20 protein-coding genes are annotated in these 25179 nt (G+C 74.8%); 5 read left to right on the plus strand and 15 right to left on the minus strand.

The annotated features are described in order from the left end of the window. Positions 1-69: 69 nt before the first annotated feature. Positions 70-2214, plus strand: a complete 2145-nt coding sequence (locus tag BM414_RS06935; RefSeq protein WP_245784548.1) for an SCO7613 C-terminal domain-containing membrane protein — start codon at positions 70-72, stop codon at positions 2212-2214. A 44-nt stretch (positions 2215-2258) separates the two neighbouring features. After that, the gene (locus tag BM414_RS06940; protein ID WP_093578676.1) at positions 2259-4097 is read left to right on the plus strand and encodes an SCO7613 C-terminal domain-containing membrane protein; all 1839 of its coding nucleotides are present in this window, start codon (positions 2259-2261) and stop codon (positions 4095-4097) included. Positions 4098-4144: 47 nt separating this feature from the next. On the opposite strand, the gene BM414_RS06945 is transcribed toward BM414_RS06940, so the two are convergent. From BM414_RS06945 to BM414_RS06990, 10 genes are all read right to left on the minus strand, one after another. Further along, positions 4145-5335, minus strand: coding sequence for a site-2 protease family protein (locus tag BM414_RS06945; protein WP_093578677.1), 1191 nt, complete (start codon positions 5333-5335; stop codon positions 4145-4147). A 243-nt stretch (positions 5336-5578) separates the two neighbouring features. Continuing rightward, positions 5579-5950, minus strand: a complete 372-nt coding sequence (locus BM414_RS06950) for a metal-sulfur cluster assembly factor (protein WP_093578678.1) — start codon at positions 5948-5950, stop codon at positions 5579-5581. Next, the gene (sufU, locus tag BM414_RS06955) at positions 5947-6414 is read right to left on the minus strand and encodes a Fe-S cluster assembly sulfur transfer protein SufU (RefSeq protein WP_093578679.1); all 468 of its coding nucleotides are present in this window, start codon (positions 6412-6414) and stop codon (positions 5947-5949) included. Before sufU ends, BM414_RS06950 begins: the two co-directional genes overlap by 4 nt. Continuing rightward, positions 6414-7745 (minus strand): cysteine desulfurase, encoded by a 1332-nt coding sequence (locus BM414_RS06960; protein ID WP_093578680.1) that lies wholly within the window; start codon positions 7743-7745, stop codon positions 6414-6416. The genes sufU and BM414_RS06960 overlap by 1 nt, the downstream gene beginning before the upstream one ends. Further along, positions 7742-8545 (minus strand): Fe-S cluster assembly ATPase SufC, encoded by an 804-nt coding sequence (gene sufC, locus BM414_RS06965; protein WP_093578681.1) that lies wholly within the window; start codon positions 8543-8545, stop codon positions 7742-7744. Before sufC ends, BM414_RS06960 begins: the two co-directional genes overlap by 4 nt. 15 nt (positions 8546-8560) lie before the next feature. Continuing rightward, the gene (locus BM414_RS06970) at positions 8561-8914 is read right to left on the minus strand and encodes a non-heme iron oxygenase ferredoxin subunit (RefSeq protein ID WP_093578682.1); all 354 of its coding nucleotides are present in this window, start codon (positions 8912-8914) and stop codon (positions 8561-8563) included. 2 nt (positions 8915-8916) lie between these two features. Beyond that, a complete protein-coding gene (sufD, locus tag BM414_RS06975) occupies positions 8917-10263 on the minus strand; it encodes a Fe-S cluster assembly protein SufD (protein WP_093578683.1) in 1347 nt (448 codons plus the stop codon). Continuing rightward, complete coding sequence (sufB, locus tag BM414_RS06980) at positions 10263-11705, minus strand: Fe-S cluster assembly protein SufB (RefSeq protein WP_093578684.1); 1443 nt, start codon at positions 11703-11705, stop codon at positions 10263-10265. The genes sufD and sufB overlap by 1 nt, the downstream gene beginning before the upstream one ends. After that, a complete protein-coding gene (locus BM414_RS06985; protein WP_175551457.1) occupies positions 11702-12535 on the minus strand; it encodes a helix-turn-helix transcriptional regulator in 834 nt (277 codons plus the stop codon). Before BM414_RS06985 ends, sufB begins: the two co-directional genes overlap by 4 nt. A gap of 108 nt (positions 12536-12643) precedes the next feature. Continuing rightward, positions 12644-15178 (minus strand): ATP-dependent Clp protease ATP-binding subunit, encoded by a 2535-nt coding sequence (locus BM414_RS06990; RefSeq protein ID WP_093578686.1) that lies wholly within the window; start codon positions 15176-15178, stop codon positions 12644-12646. 174 nt (positions 15179-15352) lie between these two features. Here BM414_RS06990 and BM414_RS06995 point away from each other — a divergent pair, with 174 nt between their 5' ends. Next, complete coding sequence (locus tag BM414_RS06995; RefSeq protein ID WP_175551458.1) at positions 15353-16294, plus strand: COX15/CtaA family protein; 942 nt, start codon at positions 15353-15355, stop codon at positions 16292-16294. Between the two features lie 181 nt (positions 16295-16475). Here BM414_RS06995 and BM414_RS07000 read toward each other — a convergent pair whose 3' ends face one another. The 3 genes from BM414_RS07000 to BM414_RS07010 form a co-directional block, all read right to left on the minus strand. Further along, positions 16476-17390, minus strand: a complete 915-nt coding sequence (locus BM414_RS07000) for a heme o synthase (RefSeq protein WP_093578687.1) — start codon at positions 17388-17390, stop codon at positions 16476-16478. Between the two features lie 166 nt (positions 17391-17556). Next, the gene (locus BM414_RS07005; protein ID WP_175551459.1) at positions 17557-19008 is read right to left on the minus strand and encodes a DNRLRE domain-containing protein; all 1452 of its coding nucleotides are present in this window, start codon (positions 19006-19008) and stop codon (positions 17557-17559) included. 157 nt (positions 19009-19165) lie between these two features. Then, a complete protein-coding gene (locus BM414_RS07010) occupies positions 19166-20323 on the minus strand; it encodes a glycosyltransferase (protein WP_093578689.1) in 1158 nt (385 codons plus the stop codon). A 209-nt stretch (positions 20324-20532) separates the two neighbouring features. On the opposite strand from BM414_RS07010, the gene BM414_RS07015 reads away from it, so the two are divergent. After that, positions 20533-22122: a glycosyltransferase family 2 protein gene (locus BM414_RS07015; protein WP_175551460.1), complete on the plus strand. Its 1590-nt coding sequence runs from the start codon at positions 20533-20535 to the stop codon at positions 22120-22122. Here BM414_RS07015 and BM414_RS07020 read toward each other — a convergent pair. Further along, complete coding sequence (locus BM414_RS07020; RefSeq protein WP_139245729.1) at positions 22112-22849, minus strand: methyltransferase domain-containing protein; 738 nt, start codon at positions 22847-22849, stop codon at positions 22112-22114. The genes BM414_RS07015 and BM414_RS07020 overlap by 11 nt on opposite strands. A gap of 403 nt (positions 22850-23252) precedes the next feature. Here BM414_RS07020 and BM414_RS07025 point away from each other — a divergent pair, with 403 nt between their 5' ends. Beyond that, positions 23253-23999, plus strand: coding sequence for a hypothetical protein (locus BM414_RS07025; protein ID WP_093578692.1), 747 nt, complete (start codon positions 23253-23255; stop codon positions 23997-23999). A gap of 22 nt (positions 24000-24021) precedes the next feature. Here the strand turns inward: BM414_RS07025 and BM414_RS07030 are convergent, their stop codons facing one another. Beyond that, complete coding sequence (locus BM414_RS07030) at positions 24022-25017, minus strand: GNAT family N-acetyltransferase (RefSeq protein ID WP_175551462.1); 996 nt, start codon at positions 25015-25017, stop codon at positions 24022-24024. Between the last annotated feature and the right edge of the window lie 162 nt (positions 25018-25179).

The following is a 25179-nucleotide window of genomic DNA, read 5'->3' on the forward strand; positions in this document are numbered from 1 at the left end:
AGCCCACTGCATCCCCAGTCCGGACGAGATCCGTTCCGCTGCCGCTCGCCGCACGCCACCATCCGGCCCATGAGCACGCCGACCTGGGGGCTGCCCTGCCCCGTCTGCGGGACGCCGGCCGCACCGGCGCCCGCACCCTGCGCCACCTGCGGGCTGCCCGCCGTCGCGCAGGCCGCCACGGTGGTGGCCCGGATCGGGGCGACGATCGACGAGTTCTCCCGCGAGCGGGACGCCCTGGTGGCCACGCTGCGTGCCGCGGCCACGGGTCCCGCACCGGCTCCTGCCTCCGCCCCGGCCCCGGCTCTCGCTCGACCCCCGGCTCCCGCCTCCGCTCCCCCGCCTCGGCCCGCGCCCGCGTGGTCCCCGACGCCGTTCCCCCCGGCGGTACCCCCTGCGGCTCCGCCGGCGGCCCCGCCCGCGTCGCGCCGGCGGCTCAGCCCGCAGCAGGTGCTCCTGGGCCTGGGTGCGCTGCTCGTCGTCGCCGCGGCCGTCGCCTTCGTGGCGGTCGCGTGGACCCGGCTGGGCGTGACCTTCCAGGCCGCGGTCATGGCCACCGTCACCGCCGCGGCCTGCGCCACCTCCGCGTGGAGCGCCCGGCGCGGCCTGCGGGCCACCGAGGAGGCCCTGGCCGCCGCCGGTGCCGCGCTGCTGGCCGTCGACCTCGTCGCCGCCCACGCGCTCGGCCTGTGGGGCGCCGACGCCGTCCCCGGCCGGCTGTGGGCCGGCCTGTCCTGCGCGGTCACCGTGGGCGCCGCGCTGGGGCTGGGACGGCTCACCCGCAGCACGGTCACCTGGCCGTTGGTCGCCCTGCTCGCCGCCCAGCCCGCCGGCTGGCTGCTGCTGCCCGCCGGCCTGGCCGACGGCGTCACCGGTGTCGCCGTGCTCCTCGGCACCGCCCTGCTCGACGTCCTCGTCCTCCTCGCGCTGCGCCGGCCCCTGCACCCGGTGGCCCTCGTGCTGGGCGGCCTGACCGGGGCGGCCGGCGTGCTGCTGGGCGTGCCGCTGGCCTGGCTGGGCGGCGCGGTCGACAGCTGGGGCGCGACCGCTGTCCTCGCCGCGGCAGGGGCCGGCGCGGCGGTGCTGCTGCGCGAGCCGCGGCTGGCACCCCGCCTGCCGCAGCGACGCAGCACCTCGGCCGTCGTCGCGGGCGTCGTCGCCCTGGCACTGGCCGGGTCGATGGCGGACCTCGGCGTCGCGGGGACGGTCGGGGCGACCGGGCTGGGCCTGCTGCTGCTGACCGCGGCGGCGGCGCCCCGGGTGACCGGGCCGGCCCTGTTCGCGGTGCTCGCCGCCGGCGCCGTCCTGGCCGGCGCGGGCGCGACGGTGCTCGACACCACCGGGCGCAACGGCCCGCTGGCGGTGCTGGTGGTCGCCGCGGCCGTTCCCGCGGTCCTCGCCGCGGTGCTGCGCCCGCAGGTCCGCCCCGCCGCCACGGCGGCCGCGCTGTGCGCGCCCGGTCTGGCGGTGCTGGTGGCGCTGGAGGGCCGGCTGCTCGACCCGGTGCCCGCCGCCCTGCTGCTCGCGCTCGCGGGCGCGGCGGCGTTCGCGGTGGCCGCGCTGCGCGCCGGGGCGCCGGAGGAGCTCGCCGCGGCGGCTCCCGGCACGCTCGCCGGACTCGTCGCCGGCAGTGTCGCCGCGGACGCCGGCGCGTGGGGTCAGACGGCCATCGGCCTGGCGGTCGTCGGCGCCGCCGCCGGCTGCTACGCCCTGGTCGCCCGGCGGCGGCCGGTCGCGGTGCTCGCGGTGGCCGACCTCGTGCTCGCCGGGTGGATCGCGGCGGCGGGGGCGGACATCCGCACGCCGGAGGTGTACACGCTCCCGGCGGCCGCGGGGCTGCTCCTGCTGGCCGTCCCGGCACTGCGCGCGGGCGCCGCGTCCTGGGCCGCGGAGGGTCCCGGGCTGGCGGTCGCGCTGCTGCCGTCGGCCGTCGTCGTGGTCGCCGAGCCGACGGCGGCGCGGCTGGTCGTCGTGGTCGCCGCGGCCGTGGCCCTCACCGTGGCCGGCACGCTGACCCACCGGCAGGCGCCCTTCGTCGTCGGGGCCGGCGCGCTGCTGCTGGTCGTGCTGGGCCGGCTGGCGCCCTACGCACCGCTGGTCCCGCGCTGGGTCACGCTGGCCACCGCCGGCCTGGTGCTGCTCGTCGTCGGCGCCACCTACGAGCGCCGCCGCCAGCAGGCCCGGGAGGCCGTCGCGTGGGTCGCGCAGATGCGCTGACCGCCCCTAGCGTGGCCCCGACGGGCGGGTGGAGGGGGACGGCGATGACGAGCGCGCCGGTGCCCCCGCTCCCCTACCCGGGCCCAGCGGTCCCCGCCGTCGACCCGGCTCCGCTGCCCTCGCTGCCCGCGCGCATCCGGCCGCCACAGGTGCTGCTGTCCGTCGGGGTCGTGCTCCTCGTCGCCGTGGCGCTGGCCGGGCCCTCCCTGGCCGGGGACGTCGCCCGGATCGGCGTGCTGCTGGTCGCCGGAGTCGCCGGGTGCGCGTCGGCGTGGGCGGCGCGGGCGGGGCTGCGCGACACCGAGGAGGCGTGCGCGGCGGCCGCCGCGGCGCTCGCGCTGACCAGCGCCGCCACCGGCGACCCTCCGCTCGGCGGCGGTCCGCTGCCGGCGCTGGTGCTGGCCGGGGTCCTGGTCAGCCTCCGGGTCCTCCTGCCCTGCCCGCTGAGCTGGCCGCTGGGAACGTGGGCAGCGCTGCAGGTCGCCGCGCTCCGGTCGCTGGAGCTGGTGTCGGCCGGGGTACCGCGCACGGTCCTGCTGCTCACCGTCGCGCTGACCGGGCTGGCCGTCACCCTCCTCACGCGCCGCGCGCTGGCCCGCGTCGTGCTGCTCACCACCGCGCCCTGGCTCCTGGCCGGCGTCGTCGGGGGGCTGCTGACCGCCGCCACCGCCGAGGGGCCGGCCCGCTGGCTGTCGGCCGGGCTCACCGTCGCCACCGCGGCGGCACTGCTGCCGGTGCGCCTGGACCGCGCGGTCGAGCCGCTGCTCGGGCCGCCGCGGCTGGTTCCGGTGGTCGCCGGTGTCGTCGCCGGGAGCGCGGTCGGTGCTGCGCTGTCCACCGGCGGTCCGGTCTCCCTGCCCCTCGCCGGCTGGCTCGGCGTGCTGCTGGCGAGCACCGCCGCGGCCCTGCTGACCGGCTGGCGGCGGGGGCTGCTGCTGCCGGCCGCGTCGGCCGCCGGGATCGTCCTGGTGGTCCTGGCGGTCGCCCAGCTGGTCGCCGCGGCACGCTGGCCGGCGCTGGTGACGCTGCTGGTGCTCTCGGCGCTGCCCGCGGCCGGGGTGGCGGCGGTCCGGCGCGACGAGCGGCCCGACGCGGTGCCCGCGGCGGGCGGCTGTCTCGCCGCGGCGGCGCTGCTGTCGGTCCCGGCAGGGCTGCTCTCGCCCGGCGCGTCCGCGGCGGTGCTCACCGGGCTGTTCGCCGTCACGCTGGCCGCCCGCCGCGGGATGGCCGCCGACCTCCGCGCCCCCACCGGCACGGTCGGGGCCGTGTGCGCCGGCGCGGCCCTCGTCGTGCTGGCGCTGGACGCCGCCTGGGGTCAGCTGACGCTGCACCTCGCCGTCCAGGGCCTGCTGTCCTGCGGCTGGGGCGCGGTGCTCGCCCGCGGCCGGGACGACTCCCCCGAGACGGCTGCCGCCTGGCGCACCGGCGCGGCGGAGCTCGGCGCGGCGGGCTGGACGGCGGCCGCGCTGGCCGGGACGACGCTGGTCGAGGCGTGGAGCCTGCCGGCCGCCGCCGCGCTGCTGGTCGCCGCCGGACCGCGGCTGCTCGACGGGCCGTCCTGGCCGGCGTGGGGCCCGGGCCTGGTGGCTGCCGCGGCGCCGTCGACGGTCGCCGCGGTGCTGCAGCCGGGTGCACTGCGCCCGGTGCTCGTGCTGCTCGCCGCGGCCGCGGTCATGGCGCTCGGCGCCCGCACGTCGGTCCGGGCGCCGCTGCTCACCGGCGCGGTCACCGCGGTCACGCTCACGGCCGGGCTGGTGGTCGAGGCGCTGCCGCTGCCGCTGGCCGGTGCGCTGGTCGTCGGCACGGGCCTGCTGGCGCTCGGCGCCCGACACGAGCTGCGGCCGATCGCCGGGTTCGGTGCCCGCCTCGCCGAGATGCGCTGACCGCCGGCTCGCGAGCGGTCGGTCGGCGCTGACGTCGACGCGGACGGTCAGCGCGGCCCGGGGTGGTGCATCCGGGCGACATCGGCGCCGCCACCGGCGGAGGGGTGCCGGCCGGCGGCGGCGAGGTCGGCCAGCTGCAGGGTCCGCGTGACGTCGCTCGGGGACACCACCCCCACCACGCGGCCGCCGTCGAGGACGACCGCCCGCCCGTCGGTGCAGCCCTGCATCCGGCCCAGCAGGTCGAGCAGCGGCTCCTCCGGGCGGGCGGTCGGGATCTCCGGCAGCGGGCACGCGACGTCGCGCAGCCGCGTCGTCGCCCGGGCGTCCACCGGCACCGAGCGCAGCCGGTTGAGGGTGACCAGGCCGACCAGCGCGCCGCCGTGGTCGACCAGCGGGTAGGTGCTGAAGCGGTGCACGAGGGCCACCTCGTGCAGGAACCGCTCGACCGGCTGGTCGGGATCGGCGGTGAGCACCGGGCCGCCCACCACCCCGCCGACCGTCAGCCCGCCGAGCCGCGCGGACACGTGGGCCTGCTGTTCCTCGGCGGTGGCGGCGTTCACCAGGAACAGACCGACCAGGCCCAGCCACAGCCCGTTCAGCCCCCGGCCGGTGACCAGCTGCAGGGCGCCGAGGGCGATGAGCGTGAACCCGAAGAACCGCCCGGCGCGGGATGCCGTCACCGCCGAGGACCACGGGTCGCCGCGCCGCCACCACAGCAGCGCCCGCAGCAGCCGCCCGCCGTCGAGCGGGGCCGCCGGGACGAGGTTGAAGACCGCCAGCGAGACGTTGATGACCGCGAGGTAGTCCAGGACGGCCACGGGCAGCCCGTCGGCGCCGGCCAGCCGCGCCAGGAGGGCGGCGGCCATGGACAGCCCGCCGAGGACGAGGCTGGTCAGGGGGCCGACGCCGGCGATGCGGAACTCCGCCCCGGGGGTCCGCGCGCCGCCGCGCAGCCGGGCCACCCCGCCGAGCAGCCACAGGGTGATGCCCTCCACCTCGACCCCGTTGCGCCGGGCGACCAGCGCGTGGGCCAGCTCGTGGGCCAGCAGCGAGGCGAGGAAGGCCAGTGCGGCCACCAGGGCGGCAGCCGTGTAGGCGAGGCCGCTGCGCCCGGGCAGGACCAGCGGGAACCTGCCCATCGCCAGACCAGCGGCGATGATCACCACGATCACCAGGACACTGGCGTTGATGCCGACCCGGATGCCGGCGATGCGGCCCAGGCGGAAGGTCTCGTTCATGCGTGCTCCTCGGGCGGCAGCGCGGATCGTCGGTCACGGCCCGGACAGCACCTGAGCACGGACCGGGCGGTCGGTGGTGTCGGAACGCTCGCAGCGAGGCCCCAGCGGGTCGTGCACGACCTCCGCGCCACCCGGGACGCAGTCGACGTCGGCACGACGGGCCGGGCGGTGCCCCCGACGTCGACTGCCCGCGCCCCGGAGGGCGCGGGCAGTCGAGGGACCTCTCCCGAAGAGGGCGGAGGTCTAGACGCGGAAGCCGAGCGCGCGCAGCTGCTCGCGCCCGTCGTCGGTGATCTTGTCCGGGCCCCACGGCGGCATCCAGACCCAGTTGATCCGGATGTCGTCGACCAGACCCGGGCCGGGGCCGCCGGTGAGCGCCTGGCGCGCCTGGTCCTCGATGACGTCGGTCAGCGGGCAGGCCGCCGAGGTCAGCGTCATGTCCAGGACGGCGACGTTCTGCTCGTCGACGTCGATGCCGTAGACGAGGCCGAGGTCGACGACGTTGACGCCGAGCTCGGGGTCGACGACGTCGCGCATGGCCTCCTCGAGGTCCTCGAGCAGCGCCGACTTGTAGGCCGGGAGCTCGGGGGTGGCGTTCTCGGTGGTCTCGCTCATGCCTGTCCTCCGGTCGGTGTGGCTGCCAGGGCGCGGGCGGAGGCGTCCTTGAGTGCCATCCAGCTCATCAGCGCGCACTTGATGCGGGCGGGGTACTTCGACACCCCGGCGAAGGCGACGGCGTCCTCCAGTTCGTCCTCGAGCTTCTCGGCCACCGACGCGTCGCCCTTGCTCTGCATGAGCGTCACGAAGTGCTCGCCGGTGCCCAGCGCGTCGGTCACCGACCTGCCGATGACGAGGTCGTACATCGCCGACACCGACGCCTGGCTGATCGAGCAGCCCATGCCCTCGTAGGACACGTCGGCGATCGTGTCGCCGTCCAGGTGCACCCGCAGGGTGACCTCGTCCCCGCAGGTCGGGTTCACGTGGTGCACCTCGGCCTCGTACGGGTCGCGCAGTCCGCGGCCGTGGGGGTTGCGGTAGTGGTCCAGGATGATGTCCTGGTACATCGACTGCAGCTGCATCAGGCGGTTGCCTCCTCCGGCGTCACTCCGAAGAAACGCTGCGCGGCCCGCACACCTTCCACCAGCGTGTCGACGTCGTCGTAGCCGGTGTGCACGTAGAACGTGGCCCGCGTGGTCGCCGGGACGCCGTAGCGCCGGACCACCGGCCAGGCGCAGTGGTGCCCCACGCGCACGGCGATGCCGAGGTCGTCGAGGACCTGGCCGACGTCGTGCGGGTGGATGCCCTCGACGGTGAAGCTGATCGCTCCCCCGCGGGCGACGGTGTCGGGCGGGCCGATCACCGTGACCCCCGGGATCGCCTGCAGCTGCTCGAGGGCGTAGCCGGTGAGGGCCTCCTCGTGCGCCTGCACCCTGTCCATGCCGAGGGCCTGCAGGTAGTCGACGGCGGCACCGAGCCCGACCACCTGGGCGGTCATCGGCACGCCGGCCTCGAAGCGCTGCGGCGGGGGCATGAAGGTGCTGCCCTCCATCCGCACGACCTCGATCATCGAGCCGCCGGTCATGAACGGCGGCAGCGCGTCGAGGACCTCGTAGCGGCCCCAGAGCACGCCGACGCCGGTGGGCCCGAGCATCTTGTGCCCGGAGAACACCAGGAAGTCCGCGCCGAGGGTGGCGACGTCGACCGGCTGGTGCGGCACCGACTGGGCGCCGTCGACCAGCACCAGGGCACCGACCTCGCGCGCCCGCGCGACGATCGGCTCCAGCGGGTTGATCGTGCCGAGGATGTTCGACTGCTGGGTGACCGCGACCAGCCTGGTCCGCTCGTTGACCACGGTGCCGAGGTCGGAGAGGTCCAGCCGGCCGTCGTCGGTGAGGCCCAGCCAGCGCAGCGTGGCGCCGGTGCGCTCGCACAGCTGCTGCCAGGGCACCAGGTTGGCGTGGTGCTCCATCTCGGTCACGACGATCTCGTCGCCCTGGCCGACGGCGTACCGGCGGAAGGACGGCTCCTTCGCCGTCGCGGCGTTGGACAGTGCGTAGGCCACGGTGTTGATCGCGTCGGTGGTGTTGCGGGTGAACACCACCTCCTCGACGGCGGCGCTGATGAACTCCGCGATGCGGGCACGGGCACCCTCGTAGAGCCCGGTGGCCTCCTCGGCCAGCTGGTGGGCGCCACGGTGCGGAGCGGCGTTGTGGTTCTCGTAGAAGTCGCGCTCGGCGTCGAGGACGCTGCGCGGCTTCTGCGAGGTGGCGCCGGAGTCGAGGTAGACCAGCCGCTTCCCGTCACGCACGGTGCGCGTCAGGATCGGGAAGTCCGCCCGGATCGCCTCGACGTCCAGCGGCAGGGGCGGCTTCTGCGCCCCGGCAGCGGGACGCGAGACGGTCTGGGTCATGCCTGAACGACCTCCGAGGCCGCCTTCTCGATGCTCGCCTGCTCGTTGGAGTCCTTGACGTAGGCGGCGTAGCCCTCGTCCTCGAGCTTGGCGGCGAGCTCCGGGCCGCCCTCGTCGACGACCCGGCCGGCGACGAACACGTGCACGAAGTCCGGCTGGATGTAGCGCAGGATCCGCGTGTAGTGGGTGATCAGCAGGACGCCGACGTCACCCTCCGCGCGCGTGCGGTTGACGCCCTCGGAGACGACCCGCAGCGCGTCGACGTCGAGGCCGGAGTCGGTCTCGTCGAGGATCGCGACCTTCGGCTTGAGCAGCCGCATCTGCAGGATCTCGTGGCGCTTCTTCTCACCGCCGGAGAAGCCCTCGTTGACGTTGCGCTCGGCGAACGCCGAGTCCATCTCCAGGCCCGCCATCTCGATCTTGACGTCCTTGACCCAGGTGCGCAGCTTCGGGGCCTCGCCCTTGATCGCGGTCGCCGCGGTGCGCAGGAAGTTCGACACCGAGACGCCGGGGACCTCGACCGGGTACTGCATGGCCAGGAACAGGCCGGCACGGGCGCGCTCGTCGACGGTCATCGCGAGGACGTCCTCGCCGTCGAGGGTCACCGTGCCGCCGGTGATCGTGTACTTCGGGTGGCCGGCGATCGAGTAGGCCAGGGTGGACTTGCCCGACCCGTTCGGCCCCATGATCGCGTGCGTCTCACCCGACCGGACGGTCAGGTCGACGCCGCGGAGGATCTCCTTGGCGTCGTCGCCCTCGCCCACGCTGACGTGCAGGTCGCGGATCTCCAGAACGGACACTTCTCTTCTCGCTCCTCAGTTGCCGGACGCCAGGGGCAGGCGGCCGTCGGACTCGGTGTCGACGAGCACGGCCTCCCCCTCCACGCGCACGGGGTAGACGTCGACCGGCTCGGTGGCCGGCAGGTTGGTGGGCTCGCCGGTGCGCAGGTCGAAGCAGGACCCGTGCAGCCAGCACTCGATGGTGGGGGCGCCGCCGAAGGTCTCGACGTCGCCCTCCGACAGCGGGACCTCGGCGTGCGAGCAGAGGTCCTGGAGGGCGTAGACCTCACCCTCGTAGCGGATGACGGCGACGTCGACGTCGGCGAGCTCGACGCGCAGGGCGCCGCCCTCGGGGACCTCGGACAGGGCGCAGACCCGCTCGTAGGCCATGGTCAGGCTCCCCCGGCCGACGCCTCGACCGGCTGCTCGTCCAGACCGGGCAGCGCGCCGAGCCGCACCTCGATGGCGTGCATCAGGCGGTCCTGCAGCGCGTCGATCCCGATGAGCTGGACGACGTCGGCGAAGAAGCCGCGCACCACCAGTCGGCGGGCGGTCTCGGCGTCGATGCCGCGCGAGCAGAGGTAGAACAGCTGCTCGTCGTCGAACCGGCCGGTGGCGCTGGCGTGGCCGGCGCCGACGATCTCGCCGGTCTCGATCTCCAGGTTGGGAACCGAGTCGGCGCGGGCGCCGTCGGTGAGCACCAGGTTGCGGTTGAGCTCGTAGGTGTCGGTGCCGGTGGCCTCCGGGCGGATGCGGACGTCGCCGATCCACACCGTGCGCGCGCCCTCGCCCTGCAGCGCGCCCTTGTAGAGCACGTTGCTGGAGCAGTTGGGCACCGCATGGTCGACCCACAGGCGGTGCTCCTGGTGCTGCGTCTCGTCGGAGAAGTAGACGCCGAACAGCTCCGCCGACCCGCCGGGCCCGGCGTACTGCACGTTGCTCACCAGGCGGACGAGGTCGCCGCCGAGGGTGACCACGACCTGCTTGTAGCTCGCGTCACGGCCGACGACGGCGTCGAACTGGCCGCCGTGCACCGCGCCCGGCGCCCAGTCCTGGACGGACACGACGGTCACCTGCGCGCCGTCACCCACGAGGACGGCGACGCCCCCGGCGTAGCGGGCCAGGCCGGTGTGGTCGAGCACGACGGTCGCCTTCGCGAACTGCCCGACCTCGACGACCAGCTGGCCCCAGACGACGTCCTCGGACCCGGTGCCGGCCAGGCCCAGGGTGACCGGGCGGTCGAGCTGCGCCTCGGGGGCGACGCGGACGACGGCGGCACCGCCGCTGCGCTGCCGCGCGAGGGCCGCCAGCCGGTCGACCGGCTCGGGCAGGCCCTTGAGCAGCGGGTCGTCGGCGTCGACGGAGACGAGCTCGACGCCCTCGGGCAGGTCGGTCGTCCACGCCAGGTGTGCGTCGGACCCTGTCCCCGAGGGCGCCGCGCCGTCGAGCAGCGGGCGGATCCGGCGCATCGGGGTGAAGCGCCAGGTCTCCTCGCGGCCGGTGGGCACGCCGAAGGCGTCCGGGTCGGTCGAGGTGAGCCGCTCGGCCGGCGAGCCGGTCGGGGTCGGGCCACCGTGCGAGTGCGAACCCGGGGTGGCCTCCCCGGCCGTGCCCGTGCCGGCCGCGGGGACCGACGGCGGGCCGGCCTGGGTGCCCACGCCCTCGCCGAACAGCTCGCCGGCGAGGACGGCCGACTCGGTGGTGAGACCGGTGGTGCTGGGGGTGTTCTCTGCCGACATCAGCCGACGGCACCTTCCATCTGCAGCTCGATGAGCCGGTTGAGCTCGAGGGCGTACTCCATGGGCAGCTCGCGGGCGATCGGCTCGACGAACCCGCGGACCACCATGGCCATGGCCTCGTCCTCGGACAGGCCGCGGCTCATCAGGTAGAAGAGCTGGTCCTCGCTGACCCGGGAGACGGTCGCCTCGTGACCCATGGCGACGTCGTCCTCGCGGACGTCGACGTAGGGGTAGGTGTCCGACCGGCTGATCGCGTCGACCAGCAGGGCGTCGCACTTGACCGTCGACTTCGAGCCGTGCGCGCCCTCGTCGATCTGCACGAGGCCGCGGTAGGAGGTCCGGCCACCGCCGCGCGCCACCGACTTCGAGACGATCGTCGAGGAGGTGTTGGGCGCCGCGTGCACCATCTTGGCGCCGGCGTCCTGGTGCTGGCCCTCGCCCGCGAAGGCGATGGACAGGACCTCACCCTTGGCGTGCTCGCCGGTCATCCAGACCGCCGGGTACTTCATGGTGACCTTGGAGCCGAGGTTGCCGTCGACCCACTCCATGGTGGCGCCCTCGTGGGCGATCGCCCGCTTGGTGACCAGGTTGTAGACGTTGTTCGACCAGTTCTGAATGGTCGTGTACCGGCAGCGGGCGTTCTTCTTGACGATGATCTCGACGACCGCGGAGTGCAGCGAGTCCGACTTGTAGATCGGCGCGGTGCAGCCCTCGACGTAGTGCACGTAGGCGCCCTCGTCGACGATGATCAGCGTCCGCTCGAACTGGCCCATGTTCTCGGTGTTGATCCGGAAGTAGGCCTGCAGCGGGATGTCGACGTGCACGCCCTTCGGCACATAGATGAACGAGCCACCCGACCACACCGAGGTGTTCAGCGCGGCGAACTTGTTGTCGCCGGACGGGATGACCGACCCGAAGTACTCGCGGAACAGGTCCGGGTGCTCCTTGAGGGCGGAGTCGGTGTCGAGGAAGACGACGCCCTGGTCCTCCAGCTCCTTCTGGATCTGGTGGTAGACGACCTCGGACTCGTACTGCGCGGCAACACCGGAGACGAGGCGCTGCTTCTCCGCCTCGGGGATCCCGAGCTTGTCGTAGGTGTTCTTGATGTCGTCGGGCAGGTCCTCCCACGTGGCGGCCTGCGCCTCGGTGGACCGCACGAAGTACTTGATGTTCTGGAAGTCGATGCCGGAGAGGTCCGAGCCCCAGTCGGGCATGGGCTTGCGCTCGAAGAGCTTGAGGGCCTTGAGACGGCGCTCGAGCATCCACTCGGGCTCGTCCTTGCGCGCCGAGATGTCGCGGACGACGTCCTCGGACAGACCGCGGCGGGCGGAGGACCCGGCCACGTCGGCGTCGGCCCAGCCGTACTGGTAGCGGCCGAGCTGCTCGATCTGCTCGTCCTGCGTCAGCGGCGTGCCGGTCACCGGCTGCTGGGTGCTGGTCATGCGGGCGTCCTCTCCCGGTCGTTCGTGGGGGTGGTGCTGGTGGACGGTGCGGGGCGCGGGAACCGCGCTGCTCGCTCACCTGGTACAGGGCGTGCGGGGGTGCTTCTGTTCCCCGCACGGATGTGGTCCCGGCCGCCTCCGGCCGGAGCCGTCCCGGGCCCGCGGGGGCCGGGGATGTGGGTGGTGCAGACGCCGTCGCCGTGGGCGATCGTGGCGAGGCGCTGTACGTGCGTACCCACCAGCCGACCGATCACCGCCGTCTCGACCTCGCACAGCTGCGGGAACTCCGCTGCCACGTGCGCGACGGGGCAGTGGTGCTGGCACAGCTGCCCGCCACTGGCGATCGCGGAGGCCGAGGCAGCGTAGCCCTCGGCCGTCAGCGCCTCGGCCAGCGCCTGGGCCCGCTCGACGGGCGCACCGGACGTCCGGGCCACCGCGTCCGACGCCCGCTGCTCGAGGCCGGCCAGCTGCGCCCGGGCGACGGCGCGGACGGCGTCGGGACCGCCGGACGCCGCGACGTACCGCAGCGCGGTGAGCGCCAGGTCGTCGTAGGCGTGGGCGAAGCCGGAGCGGCCGGCGTCGGTGAGATGGAAGTGCCGGGCGGGCCGGCCCCTCCCCCGCTGGGCGCCCGCGGCCGTGCGCTCCTCGACCCGCCCCTGCGCCTCGAGCGCGTCGAGGTGGCGGCGGACGGCGGCCGGGCTGACACCCAGCCGGCCGGCGAGCTCGCTGGCGGTCTGCGGGCCGTGCTCGAGGAGCAGCGCGGTCACGCGGTCACGGGTGCGGACGTCGTCGGCCCGCACCGTTCCCACCTGCCCTGCGCCGCTTTCCACAACACGATTGTGTCCTATTTCGGGAGGCCTGCAAGCAAGGCCGCCCTAAGTCACCCGGCCCCCGACCGCGCAGGTCAGGGGCCGGGTGACGGGGATCACGAGAGGAGGTCAGGCCTGTCCGGCCAGCGCCTCCGCGGCGTCGTCGACGGTGAGGTCGAGCGCGCCGTCCCGGACGTCGACGACGACGTGCCGGCCGGCCCCGACGCGGCCGTCGAGCAGCAGCCTGGCCAGCGGGTTGTCGACCTCCCGCTGGATCGCCCGGCGCAGCGGGCGGGCGCCGAACTGCGGCTCGAACCCGCGCTCGGCGATCCAGGCGACGGCGTCGTCGGTGAAGGTCACGGCGACGTCCCGGGCCGCGAGCCGCCGGCGGGTCTCGTCGAGCAGCAGCCGGGTGATCTGCTGCAACTGCTCGCTCTCCAGCTGCCGGAAGACCACGATCTCGTCGATCCGGTTGAGGAACTCCGGCCGGAACGAGTCGCGCAGCCGCCGCATGAGCCGGTCGCGCAGGCCGGCGTCGGCCGCGGCGCCGTCCCCGGTGCCGAAGCCGAGCGGGGTGTTGCGGCCCTGGATCAGCTCCGACCCCAGGTTGCTGGTCATGACCAGCACAGTGTTGGTGAAGTCGACCGTGCGGCCCTGGGAGTCGGTGAGCCGGCCGTCGTCGAGCACCTGCAGCAGCGTGTTGAAGACGTCGGGGTGGGCCTTCTCGATCTCGTCGAGCAGCACGACCGAGTAGGGCCGGCGGCGGACCGCCTCGGTGAGCTGGCCGGCGTCCTCGTAGCCGACGTACCCGGGCGGGGAGCCGACCAGGCGGCTGACGGTGTGCCGCTCCTGGAACTCGCTCATGTCCAGCCGGATCATCCGGTCGGGGTCGCCGAAGAGCGCCCCGGCCAGCGCGCGGGCCAGCTCGGTCTTGCCGACGCCGGTGGGGCCGAGGAACAGGAAGCTGCCGATCGGCCGGCCGGGGTCGCCGAGGCCCACGCGGGACCGGCGGACGGCCTCGGAGACCACGCGGACGGCGTCGTCCTGCCCGACCACCCGCTGGTGCAGGCGCTCCTCGAGCTGTAGCAGCCGGTGCACCTCCTCCTGCGTCAGCTGGGACACCGGGACGCCAGTCTGCCGGGACACCACCTCGGCGACGTCCTCGACGCCGACCTCCGGGACGCCGGGCCGGCCTCCTGCACCGCGGGCCTCCTCGAGCCGCTGCTGCGCCGCGGCGAGCCGGTCGCGCAGCTCGGAGGCGCGCTCGTACTGCTCGCCGGCGACCGCCTCGTCCTTCTCCCGCTGCAGCCGGTCGACCTCGTCCTCCAGGCCGCGCAGGTCGGTCGGCGGGGTCCCCACCCGGCGGCGGACGCGGGCACCGGCCTGGTCGATCAGGTCGATGGCCTTGTCCGGCAGGTGCCGGTCGGTCACGTAGCGGTCGGACAGCTCGACGGCGGCGCGGAGGGCGTCGTCGGTGAAGCGCACCCCGTGGTGGGCCTCGTAGCGGTCCCGCAGGCCGTGGAGGACGAGCACGGCGTCCTCGACGCCGGGCTCGGTCACCAGGACAGGCTGGAACCGGCGCTCCAGCGCCGCGTCCTTCTCGATGTCGCGGCGGTACTCGTCCAGCGTCGTCGCGCCGATGACGTGCAACTCGCCGCGGGCCAGGGCTGGCTTGAGCATGTTGCCCGCGCCGCCGGAGCCCTCGGACGCGCCCGCGCCGACGACGGTGTGCAGCTCGTCGATGAAGACGATCACCTCGTCGGAGTGCTCGCGGATCTCGTCCATCACCTTGGTGAGCCGCTCCTCGAAGTCACCGCGGTAGCGGGTGCCGGCCACCATGCCGGTGAGGTCGAGCTCGATCAGGCGCCGGCCACGCAGCGTCTCCGGGACGTCGCCCTCGACGATCTGCGCGGCGATGCCCTCGACGATCGCGGTCTTGCCGACGCCGGCCTCGCCGATGAGCACCGGGTTGTTCTTCCGGCGGCGCGAGAGGACCTCGACGGTCTGCTCGATCTCCTCCTCGCGCCCGATCACCGGGTCGATCCGGCCCTCGCGGGCCATCGCGGTGAGGTCCCGGCCGAACTCGTCGAGCATCGGGGTGCCGGACGGCCGGCCCGCGCCGCCGGGACGGCCGCCACCGGGCGCCCCGCCGCCGGCCGCCGCCTGCTGCAGGGTCTCGGGGGTGACGCCCCGCGCACGCAGGGCGCGGCCGCCGGGTGAGTCGGGGGCGAGCGCCAGCGCGAACAGCAGGTGCTCCGGGCCGATGGAAGCAGAGCCGGAGGCCCGCGACACCCGGTGGGCGTCGAGCAGTGCCCGCGTGGCGTCCGGGGTCAGCGACGGCGCCTCGTCGAACGGCTCGCCTCGCCGCGACCCGCCCTCGAGGGCCGAACGCAGCCGGTCGGGGTCGGTGCCGGCGCGCGACAGCAGGGTGCGGGTGCTCTCGTCGGCGGTCATCGCCCAGAGCAGGTGCCCGGTGTCGAGGTCGGCCCTGCCGGTGCCCACGGCCTGCCCGGCCGCGGCGTCGACCAGCGCGCGGGCCGGCCGGCTCAGCAGCCGGGTGATGTCCACGCGCTGCCGCGGCGCGCTCTGCTCGCCGGCCAGGTAGCGGGCGAGGAAGTCGTCGAAGGGGCTCCCGTGGGAGCCGGGGAAGAAGGGGCTCGTCATTCCTCACGATCCAGGGGAGTCGGGGCGCCGGGGGCTCCCGGAGGGCCGCCCGGCACCAGGACGGCGCGTCGGCCGCCTGCGCTCCCTACAGCGCGGGACGCCACGGGCTCCTTCCGCGCTGTGATCTGCCCTGAGCGAACCGGGGAGGGCCCCGGCCGCGGCTAGCATCGGGACGTGCCGGTCCTGTCCAGGTTCTCCCCCGCCGCCATCACCCGCCTGGCGCTGGCCAACGTGGTCGCCAACGGCGCGATCGTGGTCACCGGCGGCGTCGTCCGGCTGACCGGCTCGGGCCTGGGCTGCCCCACCTGGCCACGGTGCACCGACGACAGCTTCGTCACCACGCCGGAGATGGCCGGCCACGGCCTCATCGAGTTCGGCAACCGGCTGCTGACCTTCGTGCTGACCGCGGTGGCCATCGCGGTGCTGGTGGCGGTCTGGCGCTCGGCGCGGCGGGACCTGCGGCCGCTGGCGGTGCTGACCTTCCTGGGCATCCCCGTCCAGGCCGCGATCGGCGGCGTCACCGTGCTCACCGGGCTCAACCCGTGGACGGTCGCCGTCCACTTCCTCGTCTCGACCGTCCTCGTCGCCGTCTCCACCGTGCTGTGGCTGCGCTCGCGCGAGCCGGGCGTCGGCCAGCCGCTGCTGCGGCGCCCGCTGGTCCTGCTGACGGGCGGGATTGCGGCGGTGACCGCGGTGGTGCTGGCGCTCGGCACCGTCGTCACCGGCAGCGGCCCGCACAGCGGCGACCTCGACGAGAGCGGCCGGCCCTCCGGCGGGCGCATGGGCTTCGACCCCGAGACGGTCAGCCAGCTGCACGCCGACGTCGTCTTCCTGCTCGTCGGGCTCACCGTCGCGCTGCTCGTGGCCCTCCATGCCACCGACGCCCCAGGCCGCGTCCGCCGCGCCGCCCGCGACCTGCTGGTCGTCCAGCTGCTGCAGGGCGTGATCGGCTTCGTGCAGTACTTCACGCACCTGCCGGTCGTGCTGGTGCTGCTGCACATGCTCGGCGCGGTGCTGGTGACCGTCTACACCGCGCGGCTGGTGTGGTCGGTCCGCGGCCCGGCGACCGAGCAGCCCCTCGACGCCCCCGCCACCCAGGTGCCCGCCACCCGCTGACCTCCGGGACGTCCGTGGGACGCCCGTCGTCGACCTGCGGATGTCCCGGGCAGGTCGGCACGACCGCAGGTCGACAGCCGGCGCTCTCGCGACCGGTGCGCGCCGACCGGTCGGCTGCCGTGCTGTCGCGGGCCAGGTGACCACGACGGGTGACCCGCTCACCGCCCCGGGGACGGCGGGGTCAGACGAGGACGTCGATGGCGATCGCGATCGACAGCAGGGTCATGTGCGTGATGGACACCGAGAAGAGCCGCATCGGCCGGTCGGGCACGCCGTTCCGGATGCGGTCGAGCCACTGGTGGGACTCGGCCACGTACCAGGCGCCGAGGAGCCCCCCTCCGATGGCGAAGGCCCAGCCCAGGACGGGGGTGATCGATCCCATCAGCAGGGTGGCGCCCAGCGTGGCCCACGCCCACGCGACGGACTGCCGGCCGACGCTGGCGGGGCCCGCGACCACGGACAGCATGGGGACGCCCGCGCGGGCGTAGTCCTCGCGGTACCGGCTGGCCAGGGCCCAGAAGTGCGGCATCTGCCAGCAGAAGACGACGGCGAAGAAGGCGACCGCCGGCCAGTCGAGCGAGCCGGTCACCGCGGCCCACCCGATGAGCACCGGCGCCGCCCCGGGGAAGGCCCCGAAGACCGTGTTGTGCCGGGTCCGGCGCTTGAGCACCATCGTGTAGACGACGGAGTAGGCCAGGATCGCGACCGCGGCCAGCGCCGTGGCCAGGGGCGTGGTGGCCAGCCACAGGAGCGTCAGCGACGCCGCGGCGAGGACCACCCCGAAGACCAGGGCCGCCCGCGGCGACACCGCCCCGGACGGGATCGGCCGGTTGCGCGTGCGCGACATCAGGCGGTCGATGTCCCGGTCGTACCAGCAGTTGAAGGTGTTGGCCGCACCGGCGGCGAACATCCCCCCGACCATCGTGGCGCCCACGAGGCGCCAGGAGGGCCACCCGTCGGCGGCCATCATCATCGCCGGCAGCGTCGTCACCAGCAGCAGCTCGACGAGCTTGGGCTTGGTCAGCGCGACATAGGCGCCCACCACACCCGACAGCCGCCGGGCGGAGACGGCCGGCCGCTCGGAGAGAGCCGTCACCGGACGGCCTCGCACCGGACGGCCTCGGCCGTGGGCGCCCACGGACGCCAGGGAGCCACCGGGCAGGGAGACAGCACGGGGGTCCCTTCGAACCGGGGATGGAACGAACCTACTGTAGCCCGGGCCCCACGCGCGGCAGCCGGGACGGCCGTCCCAGCTCCGGCGGTCAGGAGGTGATCACGAGCGTCAGCCGCGGACGCCGGTCGATCACCGGATCCTCGCGGGAGGCCAGGCGGAGATCGTCGTCGGTCTGGGCGTACAGCTGTACGGAGAGCTCACGGGACGGGTCCGCCACCGCCAGCGGGACGGTCACCGGACCAGGCCCCATCGCGCCGAGGTCCCCGAGCGGGACGGTGGCCGTGCGGGCCGGCTGCCGCTTCCAGGACAGCGTGCCCTCGCTCCACTCCGTCGCCGTGGGCCAGATCACCGGCCCGTCGAGCGTGCCGTCGGCCACCTGCACTGTCAGTTCCGCCGAGACGACCACCTCACCGGGGGCCAGCGCCGGCACGGCAAAGCGCAGGTAGGAGGTGGCCCGTGACGCGCCTCCGGCGGTTCGGCTGTCCACCTCCAATGTCGGGGAGGTCCCCGCGGACCTCCCGGCGGACTCCTGCCAGACCGTGGCGTCGGCAACCGGGGTCAGGCTGACGACCCTGGTGCTGGAACGCCGGAGCGCGGCGAGGTGGTCGTTGGCGGTGCGCAGAGCGGCCAGGGCCGGTTTCGGTGTGCCGTCCAGCCGGGTCAACCCGAAGTTGTTCTCATACGCGTTCCAGTCATCCCGGTCACGGATGGTGAACACGAACGCGTGCGTGACATAGGAGTACTCGGCCTGCACCATCGCGACCGCCCGCGCCAGGTAATCGGCCTGCGTCGCCTCATCCACCCCGGCCGACCAGCCCTCCCCCGCCCCGGTCGTCCAGCCGAACTCGGTGAACCACACCGGCACCTGCCCGTCCCCGGCGGCCACCATCACCGCCCGCAACCGCTCCACGTTGCGCATCCGGTAGGGATGCTCGGCCGCCGGCGCCTCCGGCGGCTCGGCCGCCGGCCCCTGATAGGGATGCACCCCCAACGCGTCGAACCACCCCCCACCCCCGGCCGCGTACAGGCCCTCGATCCAGGCGGTGTTCACCCCGCTGATCCCCCCCGAGACCACCACCGCACCCGGATCCCCGGCCCGCACCCCCCGGTAACCGGCGGCCAGCACCGGCACGTAGGCGGCCGGCTCGGTCACACCACACCCCGTGCCGGCCGAGCAGTCCGGCTCGTTCCAGATCTCCCACGCCGCCACCCGACCCGCGTACCGCCCCGCCAGCCACGCCACCACCCGCTCGAACTCCCCCACCCGCTCCGCCGGCGGCAACACCGTCAAGCTCTGCGACCCACTCAGCCACCCCGGCGTGCACCCCACCGTGGCCAGCACCTGCAACCCCCGCGCCCCGGCCGCGGCCACCGTCGCGTCCAACCGGGACAGATACCACGCCGACACCACCCCCGCCCCGGCCTCCTCCAACGAACACCACCCCACCCCGACCCGCACCCACCCCGACCCCGACTCCACCACCCGATCCAGCACCAACTCGTTCACCGGCCAGTCCCGCCACAACGAGAACACCTCCACCCCCGTCTCCAACACCCGCCCCCCAGGAGCCGGGTCCTCCTCCGGGTCCTCGGTCGGACGGAGGACCAGGGCACCGGCGAGCAGGACCGCGGCGACTGCGACGAGGACCCATGGGGCACGACGTCGCGGCGGGCGGCCGCCCGGGCCAGGTGGGTGGTCAGCCGGCGGAGCCACGACCACCGGTCCGCGACGCCCGGCGACGGGAGCGGGCACCGAGCACGTCCCGGTAGACGTCCAGGACCGAGCCCGTGGTCCGCCGGACGTCGTGCTGCCGGAGCACGTGCTGCCGGGCGCGCTCCCCCTCGCGGTCGGCCGCCTCCCGGTTCGCGAGCCGGGGGACGAGCGCGGCCGCGAGCGCCGTCACGTCCTCGGGCGGGACGACGGCCGAGCCGGCGTCGTCGGGGATCGTCTCCCGCGCCCCCGCGACGTCGGTGACGACCACGCTCCTGCCGCAGGCGGCCGCCTCCAGCGGGACGAGCGCCATCCCCTCCCACCGGGAGGGGAGCACGACGACGTCGGCGGCCACGTACCAGTCCAGCGGGTCGGCCCGCCCGACGAACCGGACGTCCTCCGGGGCCCGCCCCGACAGCTCCTCCCGGTCGGGGCCGTCACCGACGAGGGCCAGGGTGACCCCGGCAACGGCGTCCCGGACGTCCGGCCACGCCTCGAGCAGGACGTCCTGGCCCTTCTGGCGGCTCAGCCGGCCGACGCAGACGGCGAGAGGGCCCGGTCCGACGCCCAGCCGGGCACGCGCCGCCTCGCGATCCCCGGGCGTGAAGCGCTCCGTGTCGACGCCGTTGGGGACCACGACGGTCCTGCCCTCCAGTCGCAGCCCCGCACGGAGTCCGTCCTCGCACTCCGCCCGGCTGACGCAGACGACGCGGTCGGTCCAGCGCAGCGCGCGGCGCTCCCACTGCAGCGAGGCCCGCCGCACCAGACCCCGGACGGCCAGGAAGGACCAGGCGTGCGGCTGGTACACCGTGGGGACGCGGCCGCGAAGGGCCAGCCGCCCCGCCAGCCCGGCCTTGGCGCTGTGCAGGTGCACGAGGTCGGGATCCACCGTGCGGATCAGCCGTCCGAGCCGGACCGCCTCGGACGGCACCGTGGGCCCCGGCGCACGCGAAGCCGGCCAGGACAGGACCTCGGCTCCCGCCGCCGAGGCCTGCGCCGGCAGGTCGCCGTCCGGAGGGCAGGCCACGGTGACGTCCCAGCCCTGGGCCGCCTGGTGGCGGACCAGGTCGACGACGCAGCGCGCGACGCCCTCGGTGGTCGGCTGAGCCACGTGCAGGACACGCGAGGTCCCCCCGTCGGGCATGCCCACTCCTCTCGTGGTCCCCCGTGTCCGCTCCGCCATGGCCACGCTGGAGGGGCCGTCCGGACCGCGAGCGTCGGCCGGGCCGGACGCCTCCCATCCTCGGACCTCGAGCCTCCGGCCGCTCGCCCGTGGTCCCGCAGCGCCGGGCGGCGGGCCGTCCCGGCGTGCGGAGGAGCCCGGGTGTCGGGAAGCTCCCACAGATGAGATCCGTGTCCTCGTTCCGAACCCGGACGGCGCCGGGGAGTTCCCGGCCGGGCGCACCGCTCCGAGTGCTGGTCATCCCGGCCTCCCCCGCGCCGGTGGACGGGCACCCCGAGCCGGAGGCCGACCGGGTCCTCCGACTGGTCGCCGTCACCGACCGGCTCCGGCCTTCCGTGCACCGGCTGCGTGGCGGGCCGGGACGGCGCCTGGCCGACGCCGCACGGCTGGTGTCCGTGCTGCGCTCCCTCGACCCGGACGTGCTGCTGGCCGAGGGCGCGACAGCGGCCGCCGTCGCCGTCGGCGCGGGGACCATCACCGGTCACCGGGTGGTCGTCGTCCGCGATGCCGACGATCCCGCCCTGCCGGCGCGGCTCTCCCGTCGGGCCGCGGCCGTGCTGACGTCATCCCCGCTGGCAGGGTCCGACGACGACTCGGACCGGCTGCGGATCCCGAGGGGCGACACCGGACCCCAGGTGCACGAGGTCGCCCACCGTCTCGCGGGCGTGCTGGCCGAGGTGGTCGGGCGGCCCGGGGCGGGCATCGACCCGGCGACCGCCCCTCCCATGAGCGTCGTCGTCCCGGTCTACCGCGAGGGGGCGCTCGTCGACGACCTCGTCCAGGCCCTGCTGCCCCAGTTGCGGGAGGACGACGAACTGGTCGTCGTCGACGACGGCAGTCCCGACGACACCGGCGAGCGGGCCGAGCAGGCGGCGGCACGCGATCCCCGTGTCCGCGCGGTGCGCCGCCCGCAGAACGCCGGCGCGGGCGCGGCCCGCAACGCCGGTGTGGCGGTGTCCCGCCACGCCCACATCGCCTTCACCGACGCAGGCTGTCACTGGGGCGTGGGCTATCTGGACGGGATGCGGACGCCGTTCGCCGAGGCCCTTCCGCCGGACCTCGTCGCAGGTGCCTACCGGGTGAGCCGGCGCTCGGTGTTCGAGGCCGCCTCCGCCGTGGGGTGCTACCCCGACGTCGCGGAGGTCCGCCGGGCCGGTCCGGTGACCACCGCCTGGTCGGTCCTGTTCGGACGCCGCTTCGACCCGACGCGTCCCGCCGGGCGGTCCGTCGCTGTCCGGCGCTCCGCCCTCGAAGCCGTCGGTGGCTGGCCTGAGCACATCCGCGTGCACGAGGACCTGGACCTGAGCCGGTCGATCGCCGAGCGCGGACTCCGGTGCGTGCTCACGACCGACGCCGACCTGGTGTGGGACCAGGCGGGTGTGCGCGGTACTGCCCGGATGTACGTCCGGTACGGACGCGGCGACGCCGAGGCCGCCGACCGCCAGGCGCTGGCACGGGACCTCGGCAGGGCCGTCGCCTACCTCGTCGGGATCGTGGGGCTCGGCGCCGGCGGTCCGCGGATGCGCGCCGCGCTCGCCGTCGGGGGCGTCGCCTACGTGTGGGTGCCCCTCGCCCGCGCTCGCCACGAGGAACGACCACTGGTCACCGCCGTCCTCGCACCGGCGGTGATCGTGGCGAAGGACCTCGCCAAGGTCTGGGGCGTGCTCTCGGTCTTGACGGAGAGGGCCAGCCGCCGTGCTCGAGCAAGGCGTCGGACACATCCCGGAGGCCTGGCCGGCCGTACAGGGCCTACGCCGTGACCTCCGGAGCAGCCAGCCGGTAGACCACCCAGTCGGTCCCCCGCTCGTGGACCGGCAGCGCCGGATAGTCGTCGAAGACGTCGGCGTGGACGGGGTTGAAGTACACGACGACGACGTCTCCCTGCCCGCGGCGCGCGACAACCCGGTCGAGGACGCGGCGCAGCGTCTCGGCGCCGAAGGGGTTCGCCAGGAAGACGACCAGGGGGCCGTCGGGGAGCGGATAGGTGGCGGCGTCCGCGTGCACCACCGTCATGACCGCGCCGGAGTTCCGGCGGCTCCACCTCCGGACGTTCCGCTCCGCGGCCTCCACGAGCGCGGGGTCCAGTTCCACCCCGACGATCCGGCGGAACCCCATCTGCGCCGCCAGGACCATCGGTCTCCCACGACCGGTGCCGAGGTCCACGAAGGCGGCGTCGGGCGGGACGGGCGGCAGCGCCGACATGGCGCGACGCCACCAGTCCGCGTGCACCGGCTCGTACGCGTGGGGATCCCCTCCCAGCGTCCGCGGCGTCAGGGCCGCCTCGTTGTCGGCGAGGCCACGGGTGCGGACCCCCAGGCGAAGGTCGAGGACGAGGTCCGACACGTACATCCGTGCCCTCCTCGTGGCGGCACCCCCCATCTCCTGGAGCGCGAGGAAGAACCCCTCGGCACCCGTCCCCTGCCGCCTCCGAGCGACCGCCAGCCGGGTCTTCCTCAGTGCGGCGAGCACCCCCTGCACCGTTGTCACGGGCCCACTCCCTCCAGTCCGGGAATGTCGCCGCGAGCCGTCGCGGAGACCCCCGTCGCGCGGTCTCCGTCCCGCGGACGGAGTAACACCGCGTCATCGTCACGTCATGCGTCCGAGTGGCCGCCTCGACGGTCCGGGGTGAGTATCCCCAGTTGATGACCCAGGATGAGACTGCGGTCCCGCGAGTACCGCGGGAGTCGACCACGTTGGGTCACGTGTCCGTGGGCTGGGAGGGGAAGTGACGCGGCGCCGTCTCGCGGCCGTCCCTCGGGCAGAGGCAGGCAGGATGACGTGGACCCCTGGAAGTGTCTGGCGGGGGCTGGGTCACCGCTGGTGGATCCGAACGGACGAGCCCGCCCTCTCCCGGTACTACTCGGCCTTCCGGCGCTCCGGGCGGACCTCCGTGGCCTTCGCCGTACGGCACCCGGTGGCGACCCTGCTGGCCCTCGTCGCCACGGCCCGGCTGCCGTCCGTCCAGGCCCGTCTGTCGGCCGGCCCTGGCGGCGCGGCCCTGTACGAGGCGCTGTGCCGCCCGGTCGTCCTCGGTGCCGGCCTCGGCGTCACCGGGGTGTCCGTCCTCGCGGTCCCCGCGGACCCGCAGGAGTACTTGCAGGGGCGGGCCAGGCAGACCCTCCGTCGGAGGTTCCGTTCCGCGGAGCGACGAGGGATCACCTGCCGACCTGTCGATGATCCGGCCGAGCGACGCGCACTCGTCCGACTGGCCGACGAGGCCGAGAAGTCCCATCCCGATCCCCGTTACCGCATCGACAGTCCCGACAACACCGACCTGTTGGAGCACGGCCTCTGGCTGGTGGCCTGCGCCCCACAGGGCCGCCCACTTCTGCTCTCGGTGACCCCGACCGATGGGGAGTGGGGGCTGCTCCGCTACTTCCGCACCCTCGGTCACGGCCCCGAGTACAGCGACAGCCGCTACCTGATGTGTGTGGCTCTCGTCGAGGCACTGGCCGGACACGGGGTCCGGTACCTCGTCGACACCTGGCACCCGGGTGGGATTCCCGAAGGGCTCCGTCAGTTCCAGCGCTCGGTGGGCTACCGACTGGTGCGTGTCATCCCTCGACGTACCTCCCGAGTGAACTTGCCCGGCGAGTCGGCCGTCCTGGCCCGGGAGTTGCCGCGCGCGGAGGCGTGACGCCTGGCAGGAGTGACGGCCACTACCGTCCGCGGGGCGGCGCGTGCTCAGCCCGACCTGCCGCGTCGTAGGGGGACGCACTCAGCCGCTCCCGCCCCCGCTTGGCGAGTCGGTAGGCCCGACGGACCTGGCGCCAGACCGGCGAGTGCGTTCGCGTGGCCACGAGATACGGCACCTCCTGGGCTCCGAACGCGCGCTTGAACCGGCTGACACCCTCGTCGACGGCACCGACCTCGTCCAGGAAGCGAAATCCGTGCTCGAGTGCCCAGAGGATCTCGTGGACGTAGAGGGCTGTCCCCGTGTTGTCGCCCCGACGCGACCGGAACCCGCCACCCGCCCAGGAGTAGAGCGTCTCCCCGTGCCCGAAGGCCAGGGACAGTCCGCCTGGCTGGTCGCCGACCCACGCCGAGAGCATGCAGACCCCTTCCCGCTCCCCGTACCGCTCCCAGATCGCCTCACCGACGTCGCGGGGATACGGGGAGGGCAGGCCCCGTGCGCCGTACGCCTCGTCGAAGAAGGGGGGGAGCCACTGGCAGACCTCCGTCTTCGTGCTGGGCCGGACGACGACCCCGCGCTGCTCGGCGCTGCGGAGGGTGCGCCGCACGGATCGGCGGGTGCCGCGCCAGAACTGGTCGACCGACCCGTGGGAGAGGTCGACGACCCAGGTGAGGTCCTCGTGCACGTCCCACCGGGCTCGCGGAGCTGCCTCCGCCGGGTAGCTCACCCCCGGTGCGAACTCCGCGCGTGAAGACACGATCCGGTTCTCCCGAGCCCACCCATCCAGGGCGAGGAGCGTTCCGGTCAGGTGTTCCGGCGGGACCACTGGTCCGACGTAGGGAAAGGGGACGCGCGCCTCCATGGACAGGTGGCGCCGCCCCAGCAGGAGCGGCGCGACCCCGACCGCTTCCCCGTCCACGCTCGCCAGCAGCGGCTCGAACCGCCAGCCGTGCGCCTGGGCCTGGAGCTCCAGCCAGTCCCAGGCGTGGAACGCGGTCGAGCCTGCCGTGCGCTCGATCAACCGGTCCCACTGCCCCCCGCTCCGGCAGTGATCGAGGGTGATCCGGGACGGGACACGACGAGGCGCCGTGCCCCAACGACCGTTTCGCCCGACGACAGCCATGGGGTCAGCGAAACAGACCACCGACGGCGCAGCCACGGGAGAACAGCCGGCTGGCCACCC

Source organism: Geodermatophilus amargosae (genome assembly GCF_900116515.1).
GTDB classification, from domain to species: Bacteria; Actinomycetota; Actinomycetes; order Mycobacteriales; family Geodermatophilaceae; genus Geodermatophilus; species Geodermatophilus amargosae.

What these genes read in the sequence shown, in the direction of transcription:
- BM414_RS06935 (WP_245784548.1), top strand. Translation starts at nt 70, where the DNA reads ATGAGCACGCCGACCTGGGGGCTGCCCTGCCCCGTCTGCGGGACGCCG.
- BM414_RS06940 (WP_093578676.1), top strand. Translation starts at nt 2,259, where the DNA reads ATGACGAGCGCGCCGGTGCCCCCGCTCCCCTACCCGGGCCCAGCGGTC.
- BM414_RS06945 (WP_093578677.1), bottom strand. Translation starts at nt 5,335, where the DNA reads ATGAACGAGACCTTCCGCCTGGGCCGCATCGCCGGCATCCGGGTCGGC.
- BM414_RS06950 (WP_093578678.1), bottom strand. Translation starts at nt 5,950, where the DNA reads ATGAGCGAGACCACCGAGAACGCCACCCCCGAGCTCCCGGCCTACAAG.
- sufU (WP_093578679.1), bottom strand. Translation starts at nt 6,414, where the DNA reads ATGCAGCTGCAGTCGATGTACCAGGACATCATCCTGGACCACTACCGC.
- BM414_RS06960 (WP_093578680.1), bottom strand. Translation starts at nt 7,745, where the DNA reads ATGACCCAGACCGTCTCGCGTCCCGCTGCCGGGGCGCAGAAGCCGCCC.
- BM414_RS06970 (WP_093578682.1), bottom strand. Translation starts at nt 8,914, where the DNA reads ATGGCCTACGAGCGGGTCTGCGCCCTGTCCGAGGTCCCCGAGGGCGGC.
- sufD (WP_093578683.1), bottom strand. Translation starts at nt 10,263, where the DNA reads ATGTCGGCAGAGAACACCCCCAGCACCACCGGTCTCACCACCGAGTCG.
- sufB (WP_093578684.1), bottom strand. Translation starts at nt 11,705, where the DNA reads ATGACCAGCACCCAGCAGCCGGTGACCGGCACGCCGCTGACGCAGGAC.
- BM414_RS06990 (WP_093578686.1), bottom strand. Translation starts at nt 15,178, where the DNA reads ATGACGAGCCCCTTCTTCCCCGGCTCCCACGGGAGCCCCTTCGACGAC.
- BM414_RS07010 (WP_093578689.1), bottom strand. Translation starts at nt 20,323, where the DNA reads ATGCCCGACGGGGGGACCTCGCGTGTCCTGCACGTGGCTCAGCCGACC.